Annotated in this window: 17 protein-coding genes; 6 read left to right on the top strand and 11 right to left on the bottom strand. The window is 69.5% G+C overall.

Annotated elements, in window-relative coordinates:
• Nucleotides 1-34: 34 nt before the first annotated feature.
• Genes STRVI_RS22235 through STRVI_RS22210 form a run of 6 tightly spaced genes read right to left on the bottom strand, consistent with a single transcriptional unit; the run spans nt 35 to nt 6197 of the window.
• Nucleotides 35-1141 carry an ABC transporter substrate-binding protein gene (locus STRVI_RS22235; RefSeq protein WP_014057883.1) on the bottom strand — a complete coding sequence of 369 codons (1107 nt, stop codon included), beginning with the start codon at nt 1139-1141 and terminating at the stop codon, nt 35-37.
• Nucleotides 1138-2436 (bottom strand): glycosyltransferase, encoded by a 1299-nt coding sequence (locus STRVI_RS54695; RefSeq protein ID WP_014057882.1) that lies wholly within the window; start codon nt 2434-2436, stop codon nt 1138-1140. Before STRVI_RS54695 ends, STRVI_RS22235 begins: the two co-directional genes overlap by 4 nt.
• A complete protein-coding gene (locus STRVI_RS22225; protein ID WP_014057881.1) occupies nt 2433-3476 on the bottom strand; it encodes an ABC transporter ATP-binding protein in 1044 nt (347 codons plus the stop codon). The genes STRVI_RS54695 and STRVI_RS22225 overlap by 4 nt, the downstream gene beginning before the upstream one ends.
• Nucleotides 3473-4210 (bottom strand): ABC transporter permease, encoded by a 738-nt coding sequence (locus STRVI_RS22220; RefSeq protein ID WP_251982713.1) that lies wholly within the window; start codon nt 4208-4210, stop codon nt 3473-3475. The genes STRVI_RS22225 and STRVI_RS22220 overlap by 4 nt, the downstream gene beginning before the upstream one ends.
• 29 nt (nt 4211-4239) lie before the next feature.
• Nucleotides 4240-5079 carry an ABC transporter permease gene (locus STRVI_RS22215; protein WP_251982712.1) on the bottom strand — a complete coding sequence of 280 codons (840 nt, stop codon included), beginning with the start codon at nt 5077-5079 and terminating at the stop codon, nt 4240-4242.
• 35 nt (nt 5080-5114) lie between these two features.
• Nucleotides 5115-6197: a polyamine ABC transporter substrate-binding protein gene (locus STRVI_RS22210; protein ID WP_014057878.1), complete on the bottom strand. Its 1083-nt coding sequence runs from the start codon at nt 6195-6197 to the stop codon at nt 5115-5117.
• 355 nt (nt 6198-6552) lie between these two features.
• Between STRVI_RS22210 and STRVI_RS22205 the strand changes: the two genes are divergently transcribed.
• Both STRVI_RS22205 and STRVI_RS22200 read left to right on the top strand, forming a co-directional pair.
• On the top strand, nt 6553-7719 hold the full coding sequence (locus tag STRVI_RS22205; protein ID WP_014057877.1) for a DSD1 family PLP-dependent enzyme: 1167 nt from the start codon (nt 6553-6555) through the stop codon (nt 7717-7719).
• Between the two features lie 324 nt (nt 7720-8043).
• Complete coding sequence (locus tag STRVI_RS22200; RefSeq protein ID WP_014057876.1) at nt 8044-8418, top strand: hypothetical protein; 375 nt, start codon at nt 8044-8046, stop codon at nt 8416-8418.
• Between the two features lie 48 nt (nt 8419-8466).
• On the opposite strand, the gene STRVI_RS22195 is transcribed toward STRVI_RS22200, so the two are convergent.
• On the bottom strand, nt 8467-9204 hold the full coding sequence (locus STRVI_RS22195) for an SDR family oxidoreductase (RefSeq protein WP_014057875.1): 738 nt from the start codon (nt 9202-9204) through the stop codon (nt 8467-8469).
• 147 nt (nt 9205-9351) lie between these two features.
• Here STRVI_RS22195 and STRVI_RS22190 point away from each other — a divergent pair, with 147 nt between their 5' ends.
• Both STRVI_RS22190 and STRVI_RS22185 read left to right on the top strand, forming a co-directional pair.
• Nucleotides 9352-9924 (top strand): TetR/AcrR family transcriptional regulator, encoded by a 573-nt coding sequence (locus STRVI_RS22190; RefSeq protein WP_014057874.1) that lies wholly within the window; start codon nt 9352-9354, stop codon nt 9922-9924.
• Nucleotides 9925-10161: 237 nt separating this feature from the next.
• The gene (locus tag STRVI_RS22185; RefSeq protein WP_014057873.1) at nt 10162-10500 is read left to right on the top strand and encodes a hypothetical protein; all 339 of its coding nucleotides are present in this window, start codon (nt 10162-10164) and stop codon (nt 10498-10500) included.
• Between the two features lie 95 nt (nt 10501-10595).
• Here STRVI_RS22185 and STRVI_RS22180 read toward each other — a convergent pair whose 3' ends face one another.
• Nucleotides 10596-10997 carry a RidA family protein gene (locus STRVI_RS22180; RefSeq protein ID WP_014057872.1) on the bottom strand — a complete coding sequence of 134 codons (402 nt, stop codon included), beginning with the start codon at nt 10995-10997 and terminating at the stop codon, nt 10596-10598.
• A gap of 103 nt (nt 10998-11100) precedes the next feature.
• On the opposite strand from STRVI_RS22180, the gene STRVI_RS22175 reads away from it, so the two are divergent.
• Nucleotides 11101-11484, top strand: a complete 384-nt coding sequence (locus tag STRVI_RS22175) for a winged helix-turn-helix transcriptional regulator (protein ID WP_014057871.1) — start codon at nt 11101-11103, stop codon at nt 11482-11484.
• Between the two features lie 262 nt (nt 11485-11746).
• Nucleotides 11747-12382, top strand: a complete 636-nt coding sequence (locus STRVI_RS22170) for a GDSL-type esterase/lipase family protein (protein WP_251982711.1) — start codon at nt 11747-11749, stop codon at nt 12380-12382.
• A gap of 50 nt (nt 12383-12432) precedes the next feature.
• Here STRVI_RS22170 and STRVI_RS22165 read toward each other — a convergent pair whose 3' ends face one another.
• The 3 genes from STRVI_RS22165 to STRVI_RS22155 form a co-directional block, all read right to left on the bottom strand.
• Nucleotides 12433-13341 carry a class I SAM-dependent methyltransferase gene (locus STRVI_RS22165; RefSeq protein WP_014057869.1) on the bottom strand — a complete coding sequence of 303 codons (909 nt, stop codon included), beginning with the start codon at nt 13339-13341 and terminating at the stop codon, nt 12433-12435.
• A gap of 119 nt (nt 13342-13460) precedes the next feature.
• Nucleotides 13461-14570, bottom strand: a complete 1110-nt coding sequence (locus tag STRVI_RS22160) for an NAD(P)-dependent alcohol dehydrogenase (protein ID WP_014057868.1) — start codon at nt 14568-14570, stop codon at nt 13461-13463.
• Nucleotides 14567-15970: an aldehyde dehydrogenase family protein gene (locus STRVI_RS22155; protein WP_014057867.1), complete on the bottom strand. Its 1404-nt coding sequence runs from the start codon at nt 15968-15970 to the stop codon at nt 14567-14569. Before STRVI_RS22155 ends, STRVI_RS22160 begins: the two co-directional genes overlap by 4 nt.
• Nucleotide 15971: the final 1 nt, after the last annotated feature.

Genomic DNA, 15971 nt, shown 5'->3' with positions numbered 1-15971 from the left:
CTCCCCGCTCTCCTGTTCTCCTCGCCTTCCCGCGTCACCCGGCGGCCTTCGCCTTCGCGATCACGGCCGCCGGGTCGAAGTCGTTCGCGCCCCCCAGCAGGCTGCCGTCCCATAGCTCCGGGAGGGGGACGTCCTTGGTGATCTGGCCGGCCGTCCTGGTGTAGGCGACCGTCTTGTCCCACTCCACGTCGCTGATCGCACCCCAGTCCTCGAAGTTCTCGGGCTCACCGGTGGCGGGGACCGCGGTCTCGATCCACGCCTTGAGGGTCCTGGTGTCGTCGGCGATGCGGTCGTCGGCCTTCTTGCCGGTCAGCAGCTTGGGGAAGGTCTGGTACCCGTCGCGCATCGCGGCATCGGGATTGACGGCGGAGAAGAGCAGTGCCTTGTAGGAGGCGCGCAAGTAACGCGTCAGAACCTCCTTCTTCTCCTTCAGGGTCTTCTCGGTCACCGTGTAGGTCAGGGAGCGGATGCCGTCGAACGCCTCGGAGTTGTCGAGATAGCGCAGCTCGGTGCCCGTGTTCTCGATGGTGGTGTATGCCTGGGTGTACAGGGCGAGCACATCGACCCTGCCGTCCTCCAGAGCGGCCAGGGCCTGCGCCCCCACGCCGACCGGCAGCAGGTCGACGTCCTTGGCCGCGTCCAGCCCGGCGTCGCTCGCGTACGCACGGGCGTAGATGGCCGAGCCGGAGGCGAGGCTGATGACCCCGATCTTCTTGCCCTTGAGGTCGGCCGGGCTGCTGACCTCACTGCCGGGCCGGACGGCCATGCGCCACGGCCAGTTCCGTACCAGGCCCCCGATGACCTTCACCGGGACGCCCTTCTCCCGTGCGGCGAGGATGGCTCCCGCGTCGGCCGGCGCGATGTCGGCGCTGCCCGAGGCGACGGCCTGGACCGCTGCCACCGACCCGTCGGTGTTGATCACCTCGACTCTCAGCTTCTCCTCGGCCAGATAGCCCTCGGCGTCGCCCACCGCGTGGGTGGCGACCTCTTCCTTGGGGGCGATCACGGCCGAGGGAACGGCGAGTTGGAGCGTGGCCCGGGCGCCCGAGTCACCGTCGGAGGACGACGAGGGCCCGTCCGCGCAGGCGGAGAGCGCCGCGAGGACGGCGACGCCGAGGCCGAGCCGTAAGGACAGCTTCATGTTTCCTGCCTTTCGTGGCCGTGCCGCTCGATGAGGTCGGCGGCGGTGCGCAGCCCGTCCCGGGCCCGGATGGTCCTGGAGGCTTCCGTCAGCCTGTTCCGCAGGCGGATGTCGTCGAGCAACTCCGCCATCGCGCCGTGCAGTTGAGCGTCGGTGAAGCGGTACGGGTCGAGACGGACGCCGTAGCCGAGTTCGGCGATCCGCTGTGCGTTGTCGTACTGGTCCCAGAACAGCGGGAGCACGATCATGGGCTTGCCGAAGTGGAGGCTTTCGGTGGTCGTGTTGTTGCCGCCGTGGGTGATGACGAGGTCGACGAGCGGGAGGATCCGCGTCTGCGGGAGGAACTCCGCGCCCCACATGGTGGGAGGCAGCTCGATCTCATCGTGCAGCGGCCCCTTGGAGACGATGTAGCGGTGCGGGGTGCGCGCCAGGGAGGCGATGATCCGGCGCATGAGGCCGACGTCGGCGGAGCCGAGGGAGCCAAGGCTGAAGTAGATCAGCGCGCTGCCCTCGGGCCGTTCGGCCCACTCCGGCGGCAGGGTGAACTCCTCGTCGGTCTCGCGGACCGAGGAGTCCAGCCGGTGCCAGGCAGGGCCCAGCGGGCGGGCTTCGGCGTAGTCGGCGATCTCCGGGTAGACGTACAGGTTCAGCTCGCCGTCGTGGATGAACTCCAGGTCGGGCAGCGGCCGCGCGCCCTGGTCCACGACCCAGGCGTTGAACTCGGCCCACAGCTCGCGGTGCGTGCGGTCGTACTCGGCACGGAACTCGTCCCAGCCGGCGCGGTCACCGGCCGGGTACCCGGAGAAGGGCGGGGGAATGTGTTCGCCCTTCACTTCCAGCGGGTTGCAGGAGACGATCCGCACGAAGGGCACGTCCGCCGTGGTCAGCGCGGGGAAGCAGACGACGTTGTCCTCGACGATCACGTCCGGCCGGACCCGGCCGACGATTTCCTTGAGCCGAGGTTCGCAGTACCGGGCGCCGGCGACCAGCTCCTCCCAGACCGGCCTGACCCACGTGCCCAGCTGCTCGATCGTGGGCTTTTGGAACTCGGGGGCGGTGTCCCGTACGAAGTCCTTCCAGAACTGGCCCGCCTCCTGGGGCTTTTCGGGCGGCGGGGCGAGGTCGACCAGGTCCTCCTCGAAGCCGAGCGGGGCGAGCCTGCCCTTCCAGGACGCCTCCGCCGCGAACACCACGCGGTGGCCCCGTCGGCGCAGTACGTCGCCTATGCCGACGCAGTTGTTGGTCGGGCCGTAGGCGCTCTCCGGCGCGAAGAGGATGGTCAGGGGTCCGCTCAAGGGGGGTCTCCCGTCGTCTCGATCAGTACCGTGCTCTCCGGGTCCCACGACAGCGCGACGCGGGCCCCGGAGGTCACCGTGGCCGGGCCCGCGACGGTCAGCAGGACCGGCGGGTCCAGACCGGGGACCGTGACCGCGATCCTCGAGGAGCCGCCGAAGTAACTGATGTCCAACACCGTGCCGTGCAAGGAAGCGTCCGCGTCCCCGGCGGCGAGCCGTATGCTCTCCGGGCGTACGCCGACCAGCCCCGCCGTGTCACCGGCCGGGGCGGGCAGAACGCCGACGCCGGGTACGTCGAGTCCGCCGGAGGGCAGCAGCCGTCCGCAGAAGACGTTGTTGGCGCCGACGAAGCCCGCGACGAACCGGCCCCGAGGGTGCCGGTAGAGCTCGACGGGGGTGTCGACCTGCTGGACGCGCCCCCGGTCCAGGACGGCGATCCGGTCGGCGAGCGACATGGCCTCCTCCTGGTCGTGGGTGACGACGAGGAAGGTGATGCCCACCTGGTGCTGGAGGCGCTTGAGCTCCAGCTGCATTTCGGCGCGGACCTGTTTGTCGAGCGCCGACAGCGGCTCGTCGAGCAGCAGCACACGGGGGCGTTTGACGATGGCACGGGCGAGGGCGACCCGCTGCCGCTGCCCGCCGGACAGCTGGTGCGGCCGTCTGCGGGCCTGCGCGGCCAGCCCGACGGTGGCAAGGACGGCCGCGACCCGTTCGCCGATCTCCGCCCGGGCGAGCCCTTCCCGCGCCAGCCCGTACGCGATGTTCCTCTCCACGTTCATGTGCGGGAACAGCGCGTACGACTGGAACATGAGGTTGACCGGCCGCCGGTGCGCGGGCACGCCCAGCAGGTCCCGGCCGTCCAGGGTGACCGTGCCGCTGTCCGGGGCCTCGAATCCGGCGAGGACGCGCAGCAGGGTCGTCTTCCCGCAGCCGCTCGGCCCGAGGAGGGCGAAAAACTGGCCCTCCTCGATCTCCAGGCTCACCCCGTCCAGGGCGGTGACCTGGCCGAACCGCCGGGTGACGGCATGGATACGGATCACAGCGCCTCCGTCAGCCGGCTGACGCGCTGGGCGGCGATCACCACGGTGAAGCTGACCGCGAGCAGCAGGGTGGCGAGCGCGTTGATCTCCGGGGTCACACCGAACCTGATCATCGAGTAGATGACGATCGGCAGAGTGGGATCCTTCGGCCCCGCGGTGAAGAAGGCGATGACGAACTCGTCGAGCGAGAGCGTGAACGTCAGCAGCGCGCCCGCCACGATGCCGGGGGCGAGGGTCGGCAGGGTGATGCGGAGGAACGTGGTGACCTCGCCCGCGCCGAGGTCGCGTGAGGCCTCCTCCAAAGAGGGGTCGACATGGGCGATCCGGGTGCGCACGACGGCCGTGACGAAGGCGAGGCCGAAGACGGTATGGGCGAGCAGCACCGAGTGCAGGCCGAGGGTGGCCGAGACGAGCGAGTAGAAGGCGAGCAGGTCGATCGCGAGCACGATGTCCGGCAGGACGGCGGGCAGCACCGACAGGGCGGGCAGCAGCCGCGACCGGCTCGCGTGGCGGGCGAGCCCCACGGCGAGCAGTGTGCCGAGGACGGTGGACAGGGCGGTCGCGCCCGCGGCCACGATCAGTGTGTTGGCCAGGCCCCGCAGGACCTCGTCGTCGCCGGCCAGCGTGCCGTACCAGGCGGTGCTGAACCCGGACCACTCGTAGGGGCTGTCCGAGCGGTTGAAGGACATCACCACGAGCACCACGACGGGCGTGTAGAGGAACGTGTACGTCAACCACAGCGGGAGGAGCGTCGCCCGGCGCATCAGCGGCCGCCCAGCCGGCGCCCGGCCCAGGCCTGCGCCATGAGCAGCAGGACCAGGAACGCCATGAGGGCGAGGGCGAGCACCGAGCCGAACGGCCAGTCCCGTGCCGTGAGGAACTGGTCTCTGATCAGGTTGCCGACCATGACCGTGTGCCCGCCGCCCAGCAGTTCGGGGACGACGAAGTTGCCGAGGCTGGGGACGAAGACGAAGACGCAGCCGGTCAGCACGCCGGGCAGGGTGTGGGGGAGGGTCACGCTCCAGAAGGTGCGGGCCGGGCGGGCGCCCAGATCGGCCGAGGCTTCGAGCAGCCGGCGGTCGACCCGCTCGATCGCCGAGTACAGCGGCAGCACCATCAGCGGGAGATAGGCGTAGAGCAGTCCGAGGACGACGGCGGGTTCCGTGTAGAGGAGCTTCAGCGGCCGGTCGATCACCCCGATGCCGGTGAGGGCCGAGTTGACCACACCTCGGCTGGACAGCAGCACGATCCAGGCGTAGGTCCGGATCAGGAAGTTGGTCCAGAACGGCAGCACGACCAGGACCAGGGCGACCGTGCGCCATCTGCCGGGCAGCCGGCTGATCGCGTACGCGGTCGGGTAGCCGAGGAGGAGCGCCAGCAGCGTGGTGACGGCGGCGATGCGCAGCGAGTCGGTGAGGACACCGACGTAGAGGGGGTCGGTGAGCCGCGCGAAGTTCTCGCCGGTACGTCCGTCCTCGTACGCGATCCCGCCGAAGCGGCCGCGCCGGAAGACCGTATAGCCGATCAGCAGGGCCAGCGGCAGCAGGAGCAGGACGGCCAGGTAGGACAGGCCCGGGCCGAGCAGGACGAGACGGGCTCGCACGTGTGGTGCTCCGGCCGCCTTCCCCCGGCGGGCCATCAGCCCGCGGTGACTTCCGTGACGATCCGGGTGTACGCCGTCGCGGCGTCCCCGAGGTCGACGACGGACTCACCCTTGAGCAGTTGCTCGGGGGGCATGGCGAGTGCGGGGTAGCTCTTCAGCAGGGCCGGATCGAGTTCGGCCATGGCGGCGGTGTTGGGGACCTTGTAGAAGATGTTCGAGGCGACCCAGGAGTGCACCTTCGCGTCGAGGACGTAGTCGATGAAGGCGTGCGCCGCCTCCTTGTTCTTCGACGATTTGAGGATGACCATCGTGTCGGTCCAGAGGTCGCTGCCCTCCTTGGGTACGACGAAGCCGATCCTCTTGTCGTCGGTCGGGCACCAGCCGTCCCAGGCCTCCGCCAGTACGGCCTCCCCGGACGTGAGCCGGTCGCCGAACGTGGTGTCGTCGTAGGCGAGGAGCCCGTCCTTCGCGGTGAGTAGCAACTCCTTGACTTGGGCGAGCTGTTGCTTGTCGGTGGTGTTCACCGAGTAGCCGAGTGCCTTCTGCGCGGGGAGGAAGAGCCAGCGTTCGGTCTTCAGCATGGTGGCCTTGCCCTTGACCGCGGCGCGCGGCTTCAGCAGGTCGTTCCAGCTGTCGGGGGTGTAGCCGACGAGGTCCTTGCGGTAGCAGAGCCCGGTGGTGCCCCAGGTGTACGGGACGGAAATGACGTTGCCCTTGTCATGGGCGAGCCGGGCGGCGAGCGGGTCCAGGTTCTTGAGGTGCGGGACCAGATCGTGGTGGATGGGTTCGAGCAGCCCCTGCGCCGCGAGCGCCTGCGCGTACTGGCCCGATACGAACGCCACGTCGATGCCGCTGTCGGCGGAGGCGGTCAGTTTGGCGACGATCTCCTCGTTGGTGCTGTGCTTGGCGACCGTCATGGGCGTGCCGACGGCCGACTTGAACCGGGCGGGGAGGTCCTTCGGCATATAGCCGTCCCAGTTCGAGACGGTGAGCCGCTGCTTGCTCAGATCCGCCTCGGGGTCGAGCGACGCGGAGGCGGCGGGGCCGCTTCCGCCCGGTTGGCCGTCGCCGCCGCATGCGGGGAGAAGGAGCGCGAGGACGGCCGCCGTCGCCGCCATGGACACGTGCCTGAACCTCAGTGCGCCTAACACGCCACTCCCTTGCTGTCGCTTGCTGTCGAGATCAGCCGGCTGAGCGTGGGTCGTGCCCGGTGCGCCGAACGGCTCGCGGGCAGGCATCGGTTTCCGGAGTTTCGCACTATTGGCATGCACCGGGCAAGACGGCCGTTTCGTCCGGCCTCGTTCTTGTCCTGTGCGGACGGAGGAACCGCACTCGGGCGCGCAAGCTAGCGCTATTGTCTAGAAGTGGAATTTTAGTTGATGATGTGAGCGCGGGACGCGGGCCATGCCCCAGGGCGACGGTGTGCATGCGATCCGGGCGACGAACAACCTTCGAGAAAACGGACCTCACCCCATGACCACCAACCCCTCCACCACTACCGGGACGCTCGCCGACCCCGACACCCCCTTCGCGGTCGTGGACGTACACAAGGCGCTGCGCAACATCGACCGCCTCGCGGCCAGGGCCGACCACCTCGGCGTCGCCTTGCGGCCGCACGTCAAGACGGCCAAGAGCCTTGAGGTCGCCGCCCTTGTGCACGGCGGCTCGCCCCACCCCGTCACCGTCTCCACGCTCGCTGAAGCCGAGGCATTCGCCGACGGCGGCTACACCGACATCACCTACGCCGTCGGCATCGCCCCCCACAAACTCCCCCGTGTGATCGCCCTGTTGCGCCGCGGCGTCACCCTCCGCGTCCTGCTGGACAGCACCGAGCAGGCCGACTGCGTCGCGGAAGCCTCCCGCCGGGAGGGCATCAGCATTCCCACCCAGATCGAGATCGACTGCGACGGCCACCGTGGCGGCCTCAAGACCGACGCCCCCGCCCTCGTCGACATCGCTCGCACCCTGCACGACGCCGGATGCCTGGACGGTGTGCTGACCCACGCGGGCGAGTCCTACTTCGCCTACTCCGCGGAGGAGCAGCGGCTGGCGGCGAAGAACGAACGCGACACAGCCGTCGCCGCCGCCGAGAAGCTGCGCGCCGCCGGGCTGCCGGTGACCACCGTCAGCGTCGGCTCGACGCCCACCGCGCACGCCGCCGAGGACCTTACCGGCGTCACCGAACTGCGTGCGGGCAACTACGTCTTCTTCGACCTGGTGATGGCCGGTCTCGGAGTGTGCCAGGTCGACGACCTCGCGCTGTCGGTCGTCGTCACCGTCATCGGACAACGCCCCGAGTACGGCTGGATCGTCACCGACGGCGGCTGGATGGCGATGTCCCGCGACCGCGGCACGGCGGCCCAGCCGCGGGACCAGGGGTACGGCCTGGTCACCGACCTGGCGGGGCATCTGATCTCGGGTCTGGTCATGAGCGCCGCCAGCCAGGAACACGGCACCATCATCGCCCGCGACGGCGCCACCCTGCCCGATCTGCCCGTCGGCACCCGTCTGCGCGTCCTGCCCAACCATGCCTGCGCCACAGCCGCCCAACACCGCGGCTACCACGTCATCGACAGCGGCCCGACGGCGACGGACGCACCCGCCGTCCAAGCCGTCTGGCACCGCATCAGCGGCTGGTGACCCGTCGGCAGCCGGGCGCGAGACCGAGGGATCAGCGGCGGGCGAGGTCGGGGGAGCGGTGGCGGACGGGACTGACCGACTCGAGTGCCGCACCCAGCCGCAGGACGGTCGTCTCGTCGAACCAGCGGGAGACGGTGGGCAGAGCGACGAGCGCGGGAGCCTGGATGGCAGGGCGGGGGCGAGCATCGCGGGGTGCTCAAGCTTCCCTCTCCGTCGTCCCCTCTCAAGTCCTGGTGCTCCAGCGGAAGTTCTGTAATCAAGATCGAATAGCTGCTTTAATTGGGGTAGCTGATCGTGAGTCCCGGCCCTCGGAAGGCAGCGTTGATGTCCCCCGTCCTCTACCAGTCCCGCTCCCGTTCCGATGTCCTGTTCGAGGCTGCTGCCGACGCGGGCGTTCTCCGCGTCATGTCCGATTCCCGTACTCCGGTGTTTCTCACCGTGCATGCGCGTGGACGACGCCGGTACGGCTACTGGCAGCCGTACGACCGCGTCTCCGGCAGGGGAGGCTGCTACGTCGCTCTGCCCACCTCCGTATGCGACAGGCTCTACTCCCAGGGGCGGATCGCCCTCGGTGATCCCCTCGTGGACCCGGGCAAGACCACGTACCGCGTCTGGCTCGCCTCTGACCCGGTCGCGCCGGTACGCATCCCGGTGGCACCCCTGCCCGCGGTGGCGGCGGCACAGACGCTTGCTGCGTGAAACGCCAGCGTCTTCCCTGTCGGCCCGCCCGGTCGGAAACGTTGGTCGTCAGGCTTGCACGGTGGGCCGGACGACGATTTCGCTGATGTCGACGCCGGCGGGCTGCTGGATGGCGTAACAGATCGCCGACGCGATGGCGGAGGGTGGGATGGCAATCTCGTCGCGCTGTCGGGCTGCCGCCGCCGCTGCCTCGGGACTCGCCCCCTTGCCCACGCCCTCGGTGTTGGTGAACCCGGGCGAGACCAGGGTGACCCGCAGGTGGGGTCCCGACTCCTGCCGCAGTCCCTCGGTCAGCACCTTCACTGCCGTCTTGGTGGCGGCGTAGACGGCCTGCGGGGATTTCACGACGTAGGCCGCGGTGGAGGCGATGTTGACGAACTGACCGGAGCGCTGCCGCCTGAAGACGGGAAGTGCCGCCCCGATACCGTTCAGCAGGCCGGTGATGTGCGTCGCGACCATCGCGTCCCAGTCGTCCTGGCGCAGCTCGTCAAAGGGTGACACCGCCATCGTGCCGGCGTTGGACACCAGGACGTCGAGCCGGCCGAACCGGGCGACCGCCGTGTCCGTCAGGCGCTCGAGGTCCTCGCGGCGCGTCACGTCGATGACCGTCCCGACGGCCGAGCCGCCCCGCGCCGTGATCTGGTCCACTACCGCGTGCAACCGGTCTTCCCGTCGGGCCCCGAGCACGAGCCGGGCGCCCTTCTCGGCGAGGTAGATCGCCGTCGCCGCTCCGATGCCGCTGCTGGCACCTGTGATCGCCACGACCTTGCCTTCGACACCTGACATGATCAACGTCCTTCCAAGGGGGATGTGTACCGGTCGGACCATGGCCTACAGTGGAACTGGGGATGTCCCCACTTACGGGACGAGAGGCTAAGTGGGCGGCCCTCCGTTTAGCAAGTGAAGGGGACCGAAGGGGAATGGGGACCGCTGATGGCCGACAGTGCACAACGCCCCTTGCGAGCTGACGCGCGGCGTAACAGAGACAAGATTCTCGCGACTGCGGTGCGCGTGTTCGCCGAGGAGGGGCTGGACACGCACCTGGAGCGCATCGCCAAGGAGGCGGGCGTGGGCAGCGCGACGCTGTACCGAAACTTCGCCACCCGTGAGGCTCTGATCGAGGCGGTCTACCGCAACGAGGTGGCTCAGCTGTGCGATGCCGTCCCCGACCTGCTCGAGCAGAAGCCGCCCTACGAAGCCCTGCGCGCTTGGACACGCCTCTTCCTGGACTACGTCACCGCGAAATTCGGCATGGTCGACGCTCTGCGTGCCATCGCCGCCGCGGGAAACAACCCCTACGGCCACAGTCGGGAGATGATCCAGGCGGCCATCACCGCCCTGATGGACAAGTGCGTAGCCGCCGGGACGATCCGCACCGACATCAGCCCCACCGACATGGGCGCCGCCCTCGAAGGCATCGCCGTCACCTCGGGCATGCCCGAACACCGGGAACGGGCCGAACGACTGCTCGACCTCACGCTGGACGGGCTGCGGGCCCGTTCGTGACGCCGCGGCTTGGAGTCGGCCCCGCACGCGCCAACGGAGATGATCGTCGGCCGAACGACTGGAAAGACGCTCGTCAGCCTCGGCTGACTCGATGCGCCGGCGGTTCGGGAGGCACCACGCCGTCCCCGCCCAGTCCGAATGTGCACGAGTTTCGACAGCACAGATCCATGCCCTAGGGTGCAACGCGCTGCGCCCTGGCGCGAATATCTTTCCGACCCACCATCACGGGGATCTCTCATGCGTTTGGCAACCACACTCCTCCTGATCGGCACCCTGCTCGGGGTGGCACCCGCCGCGGCCCACGCGGCGCCGGCGCGTGACTCCGTCTCGTACGTCGCGCTGTCGTCGAAGCGAGGCGGTGGCACCAGCGGCGGCGGTGGCGTCAGCAAGGTCGGCGGCAATAAGAAGTCGAAAGGCGGCGGCTACTCCTCCCGCAGCAACGGCGGCCGCTCGTCCAGCGGAAAGAAGAAGATGCCCCTGTGGCAGGCGATCCTGTTCCTGCTCCTCCTGGGAGCCCTCATCGTCTGGGCCGTCGTCAAGCTCGTACGCAAATTCCGGAAGTTCGTCAGCGCCTGACGGTCATTCGGCGGGCCGCTCCTTTGGGCGAGGACTGGACGTCCGCTGGACACGGCCGCGCACCGGCGCGCGATGTGCGGCCGTGATGGACAAGCTCAGGCGGGCAGCTTCGTGTCGACGACGAAGCTGATCTCGATGACCTGGCCGGGGAAAGTCAGCTCGGTGACGCCGAGGACCGTGCTGGTTGGGCGGTGGTCGCCGAAGTACGCCAGGTTGCCCTCCGCTGTCGCCGCGGCACGCTGCAGCAGGTTCACCACGTACAGGGTCTGCGAGACGACCTGGTTGCGGGTGACGCCGTAGTGGTCCAGAACCTTGTCCATGTTGACGTAGGTCTGCTCGAGCTGGGCGGCGAAGTCGTCCGCGTAGAGGAACTCACCCGCCTTGTCGAGCGAGAGCTGTCCGGAGACATGGATGAGATCGCCGGATCTGATCGCCTGCGAGTAGCCGAAGTCGCTCTCGGCCGGCACGTTGTGGTTGAAGACGTCGATGGTGGCCAATGCTGTTCGCCCTTTCTGCCTTGCTCTCTTGTAGTTACTGGGGAACTGTAGGAGAGTGGCAGCCAACCTGGAAGAACGCACTTTTCGGTGACTGGGGAACCTGATGGTGACCAAGCAGCTACTCACGGGCCTGCCCGAGGACGCGGACCTGAGGCGCGCGGACTCTCTGGCGCGGGAGATCTTCTCGGACGTCGCCAATAAGTGGGCGTTCCTGATCATCGAGGCGCTCGGTGACCGCACCCTGCGCTTCAGCGAGTTGCGGAATGACGTCGAGGGCATCAGCCATAAGATGCTCACCCAGAACCTGCGCATGCTGGAGCGCAACGGTCTGGTCGAGCGGAAGGTGCACCCCACCGTGCCGCCCCGGGTCGAGTACACCCTCACCGAGCCGGGCCAGGCCCTGCGCGCGACGGTCGATGGCATGTGCGGCTGGACCCACCAGTACCTCGGTCGCATCGAGGACGCGCGCCGTCGCTTCGGCGCCTGACGGGCGCCCAGCGCCATGCCCCCGGTGGCGTAGTGGCAAAGCTCTGCTTCGAATTCGCCCAGGGGTGATCGGGTGGCGGGGCCGTGGTGTCGGTGGCGCATCGGGGACTTGTCGGTCCGACGTCGGTGGGGTCCGACACCTTTCGAGAGGTTCTGGCGGGTGCTCATATCGCCGGGATATCACCGTTCGCATTCGGTTTCCTCTCCTCACCCGAGTTCAAGGAGCGCGCATGACGATCACTCTCCGACCGGGAAGCACCGTGATGTTCACCGGTGATTCGATCACCGACTGCCAACGGCTGGAGAGTGAAGACGGTCTGGGGTTCGGCTATCCGCTGCGCGTCGCGGGCGAGTGGGGACTCCGGCACCCGGACCGGCCCGTGACCTGGCTGAACACCGGGATCGGGGGCAACAAGGTGATGGACCTCGAGGCCCGCTGGCAGACAGACGTACTCGACGCGCGCCCGGACATCGTGTCCATCCTCGTCGGAGTCAACGACATGGGCTGGCACACGCTGGACCCGAAGGGCTACGTGATTCCCGTGAAGGAGTTCGAAGCGGGTTATGACTGCCTGCTCGCGCCGCTCGCCGAGGCGGGCACGAAGCTGATCCTCATCGAGCCGTTCCTCCTGTCGATCCACGGCGTCGTCGAAGCCGGTGCCGGTGTCGTGCGCATCGGAGCGGAAGAGCGCAAGGAATGGCGCACCGACCTGGACCCGAAGATCCAGGTCGTGCGCGGGCTCGCCCGCAAGTACGGCGCGCGGCTGCTCGCCGCCGACGGCATGTTCGCCGAGCTCGCCGCGACGACCGGGCCGGAGTACTGGGCCGCGGACGGCGTACACCCGACGCCGGCCGGTCACGCCGCGCTCGCGGCGGCCTGGCTGCGCCTGGTCGCGTGACCGGGCCGCGGGATCACCCGCGACACCGGCGATCGCGAGGAGCGGCAGCCTTACGGCCGTGGCTTGTTCGCGAACACCCACCGGTTGCCCGCCAGCGCGTCGTTCTGCTCGGGCAGCGGGCCGCGCCCGTGGCGGCGGGTGAAGTCGAAGGGAGTGTGGACCGATGTGGACCAGCCCTTGCCCGCCAGATCACCCGCGGAGTCGGGCCGCGGCTCGCTGTCGAACAGGTTGAGCAGGTCGATGCCGATCTGGTGTTTCGTAGAGGTGTAGAGCGGGCTGTCGCGGTATGCCAGCAAGTCCTTCTCGAGCTTGACCTCGAACGCCAGGGCACTGCCACCCGTGCTCAACAGGTCCACCGTGTCGATGAGATACCTCTCTAAGGCGCCTGGCAGGTAGAACAGCAGCCCCTCGGCCAGCCAGACGCTCGGTGCGGCCTTGTCGAAGCCGGCGTCGGTGAGCGCTCCGACCCAGTCGGCGCGCAGATCGATCGGGATCGGTACGCGCGCCGCCTTCGGGGTGGCCGACAGTCCGCCGAGCACCTGGTGCTTGAAGGCCAGCACGCCTTCCCTGTCGATCTCGAAGATCACACAGCCGGAAGGCCAATCGAGCCGGAACGCCCGCGTATCCAACCCGGCCCCGAGCAGGACCACTTGGCGGGCGCCTCCCGCCTGCACCGACCGGAGGAGAAAGTCGTCGAGGACCCTCGTCCGCAGCCCGAAGTAGCGCGCGAATCGCCCCCACAGCGGATCCGCGTCTCCCTCCGGAACTTGTTGTATGCGGACCGGCCAGCCCGTGGACGCCGGTGCGGCGAGCACGAAGTGCTCCGCGAAGACGTCCCGTGCCAGGCTGTCGTGGCGGTGGGTCTCGATCGCCCGTGCCGCGGCGACCAAGAGAGCGGTCAGGCCCACACCCCCTTCCACGCCTTCCACACCGGCGCTCCGATGCGCTGTGCCGACCATGTGTCCTCCCTTGGTGCGAGCAGAGACTACGAACAGCGAGGAATACGAGCGATACGAGGAGTACGAAGTACGAATGATGTGGCGGTCGATCGGATGGGCAGTGGCGCTGAACGCCTCGCTCATCGGCCCGTCCCCGCCGGAACCAGGACGGGTTTGACCACGCGGCCCGCGTCGCAGTCGCGTTCGGCCTCGTTGATATCGGCGAGCGGGTACGTACGGATCAGCCGGTCGAAGGGAAACCGCTCGGCCTGCCACAGCCCGGTCAGCCGCGGAATCAGCAGCCCCGGCACCGCGTCCCCCTCGCAGATGTGGGAGATCCTCCGGCCCCGGTCCAGCGTGCCCGGTTCGAGTGGCAGCGCCGTGTGGAGCCGTGCCACCAGGCCGAGGTGGCCGGTCGGGCGCAGGGCCCGGAGCGCGTCGTTGATCAGTTGGGCGGAGCCCGTGGTGTCCAGCGCGTACTGCGCGCCACCGTCGGTGAGTTTCCGAATGCGCTCAGGGAGACCGGCGGATGCGGCGTGCAGCGGGCTCGCGCCGAGCCGCTCGGCGAGGGCCAGCCGTTCGGGGTGCCGGTCGACGGCCACGGTCACCGCCCCGGCGACGGTGGCCGCCATCACCGCGGCCAGGCCCACCGCTCCCGCGCCGAAGACCGCGATGGTGTCGCCGGGACCGGCACCGAAGGAGTTGAAGACCGCTCCGGCGCCGGTGAGGAAGCCGCAGCCGAGCGGTCCGAGCAGTTCGATGGGCAGCGAGGAATCGACCCGGACGGCGTTGCGGGCCGGGACCATCGCGTACTCGGCGAACGAGGACTGGCCGAACCACCGGGGGGCCAAGGCGACTCCGGCCGCGTCGGTGAACCGTGCCGCGTTCTCCGTGCGCCCTCCGAAGAGGTTGAGCGAGGCGAAGGAGTCGCAGTAGGCGGGGGCCGCGCCCAGACAGTTCCGGCAGTGTCCGCAGGAGTCGAAGCTCAGCACGACATGGTCGCCGACGCCGAGGCCGGTGTCCGGGCCGCCCGTCTCCATCACGACCCCGGCCCCCTCGTGGCCGAGCACCGCCGGCAGCGGTGAGCGGCCCGCCGAACGACGGACCGCGAGATCGGTCCGGCACATCCCGCAGCCCGCGATCCTGACCAGGATCTCGCCGTCGGCCGGCCTCGCGTTCAGGATCACCTCCTCGACGGCGAATGGGCTCTCGTACGAGCGCAGTACCGCCGCACCGAACCTCTTCGTCACGCCTCCTCCGGACGGTGCACGACAAACGGCCTGAGGTTTCCGTAGAACCCCCACGGGCCGCCCGCGACGCCGACACCGCTGTCCTTGATGCCCGCGAAGGGCTGGGCGAGGGACAGTTCGGCGTGGTGGTTGATCCACGCCGTCCCGCACTCCAGCCGGTCGGCCACCGCCTCGGCCCGGTCGAGGTCGGTCCCCCATACCGAGCCGCCCAGCCCGAAGCCGGTGCCGTTGGCCGCCTCGACGGCTTCGTCCAGGCGCCCGTACGGCAGCACCGGCAGGACCGGACCGAACTGCTCCTCCGTCACCACTGGGCTGCCGGAGGGGGCATCGGCCAGGATCGTCGGGGCGAAGAAGTAGCCCGGCCCCTCCAGCCGGTGACCACCGGCCGCGGCTCTGGCACCGTCGGCCAGCGCCTGGGCCGTGCAGCGCTCGACCCGGTCCAGCTGGGGGGCGTTGCTGACCGGCCCCAACTGCGTGCCCGGGTCGATGCCGGGTCCGACGACGACGGTCTTCGCGCGCTCCGCGAGGGCCTCGACCACCTGGGAGTAGAGCCGGGCGGGGGCGTAGACGCGCTTGACCGCCATGCAGACCTGCCCGCAGTTGCGGAACGCCGCCCAGAACAACCGGTCCGCGATCCGCTCCACCTCCACATCCTCCAGCAGGATGGCGGCGTCGTTGCCGCCCAGCTCCAGGGTGACCCGGGCGAGCGAGGCCGCCGCGCCCTTGGCGACGGCCCGTCCGGTGGCAATCGAACCGGTGAAGGTCACATGGCGGATCCCCGGATGGGACGCGAGGCGGGCACCGAGGGGCTCGCGACCGGTGACGATCGTCAGCACGTCCTGGGGGAGGGCGGCGGAGAGGACGGACCCCAGCACCCGCGTGGCGAGGGGCGTGAACGGGGAGGGCTTGAGCACCATCGTGTTGCCCGCGGCGAGCGCGGGCGCGAACTTCGCCGACGCGAGCTGGAGGGGAAAGTTCCACGGGACGATCGCGGCGACGGGCCCGAGCGGTCGCCAGCGGAGCTCGGTGCGTACCGGCCTGCCGTCTGTGATCGGCTGGGGCGCCGGGTCCAGTTCGGCGAAGTAGCGCAGGCGGGCCGCCGTGCGGGCGATCTCCGCGTACGACTCGGCCAGGGGCTTGCCCTGCTCACGGGTGAGCAGCGGAGCGAGATCGGCCCCGGCCGCCTCCACGGCGTCGGCCGCCGCGAACAGCGCCGTGGTGCGGGCGACGGGGTCGGCCCGCCAGTCGCGCCAGGCATCGTGGGCCCGGTCGACGATGGCATCCAACTCGTCCGGCCGCTGGTCGGGAGCCTCGTCGAAGGCCTCGCCGGTCGCCGGATCGAGGACGGCGAAGGGCTCGCCGCGGGGCCCCGGCGTGCGACGGGGCTGAGGTGTCGGCATG

This window comes from Streptomyces violaceusniger Tu 4113, from assembly GCF_000147815.2.
Classification (GTDB): Bacteria; Actinomycetota; Actinomycetes; order Streptomycetales; family Streptomycetaceae; genus Streptomyces; species Streptomyces violaceusniger_A.
This window is presented reverse-complemented; position numbering and strand designations above follow the sequence as displayed.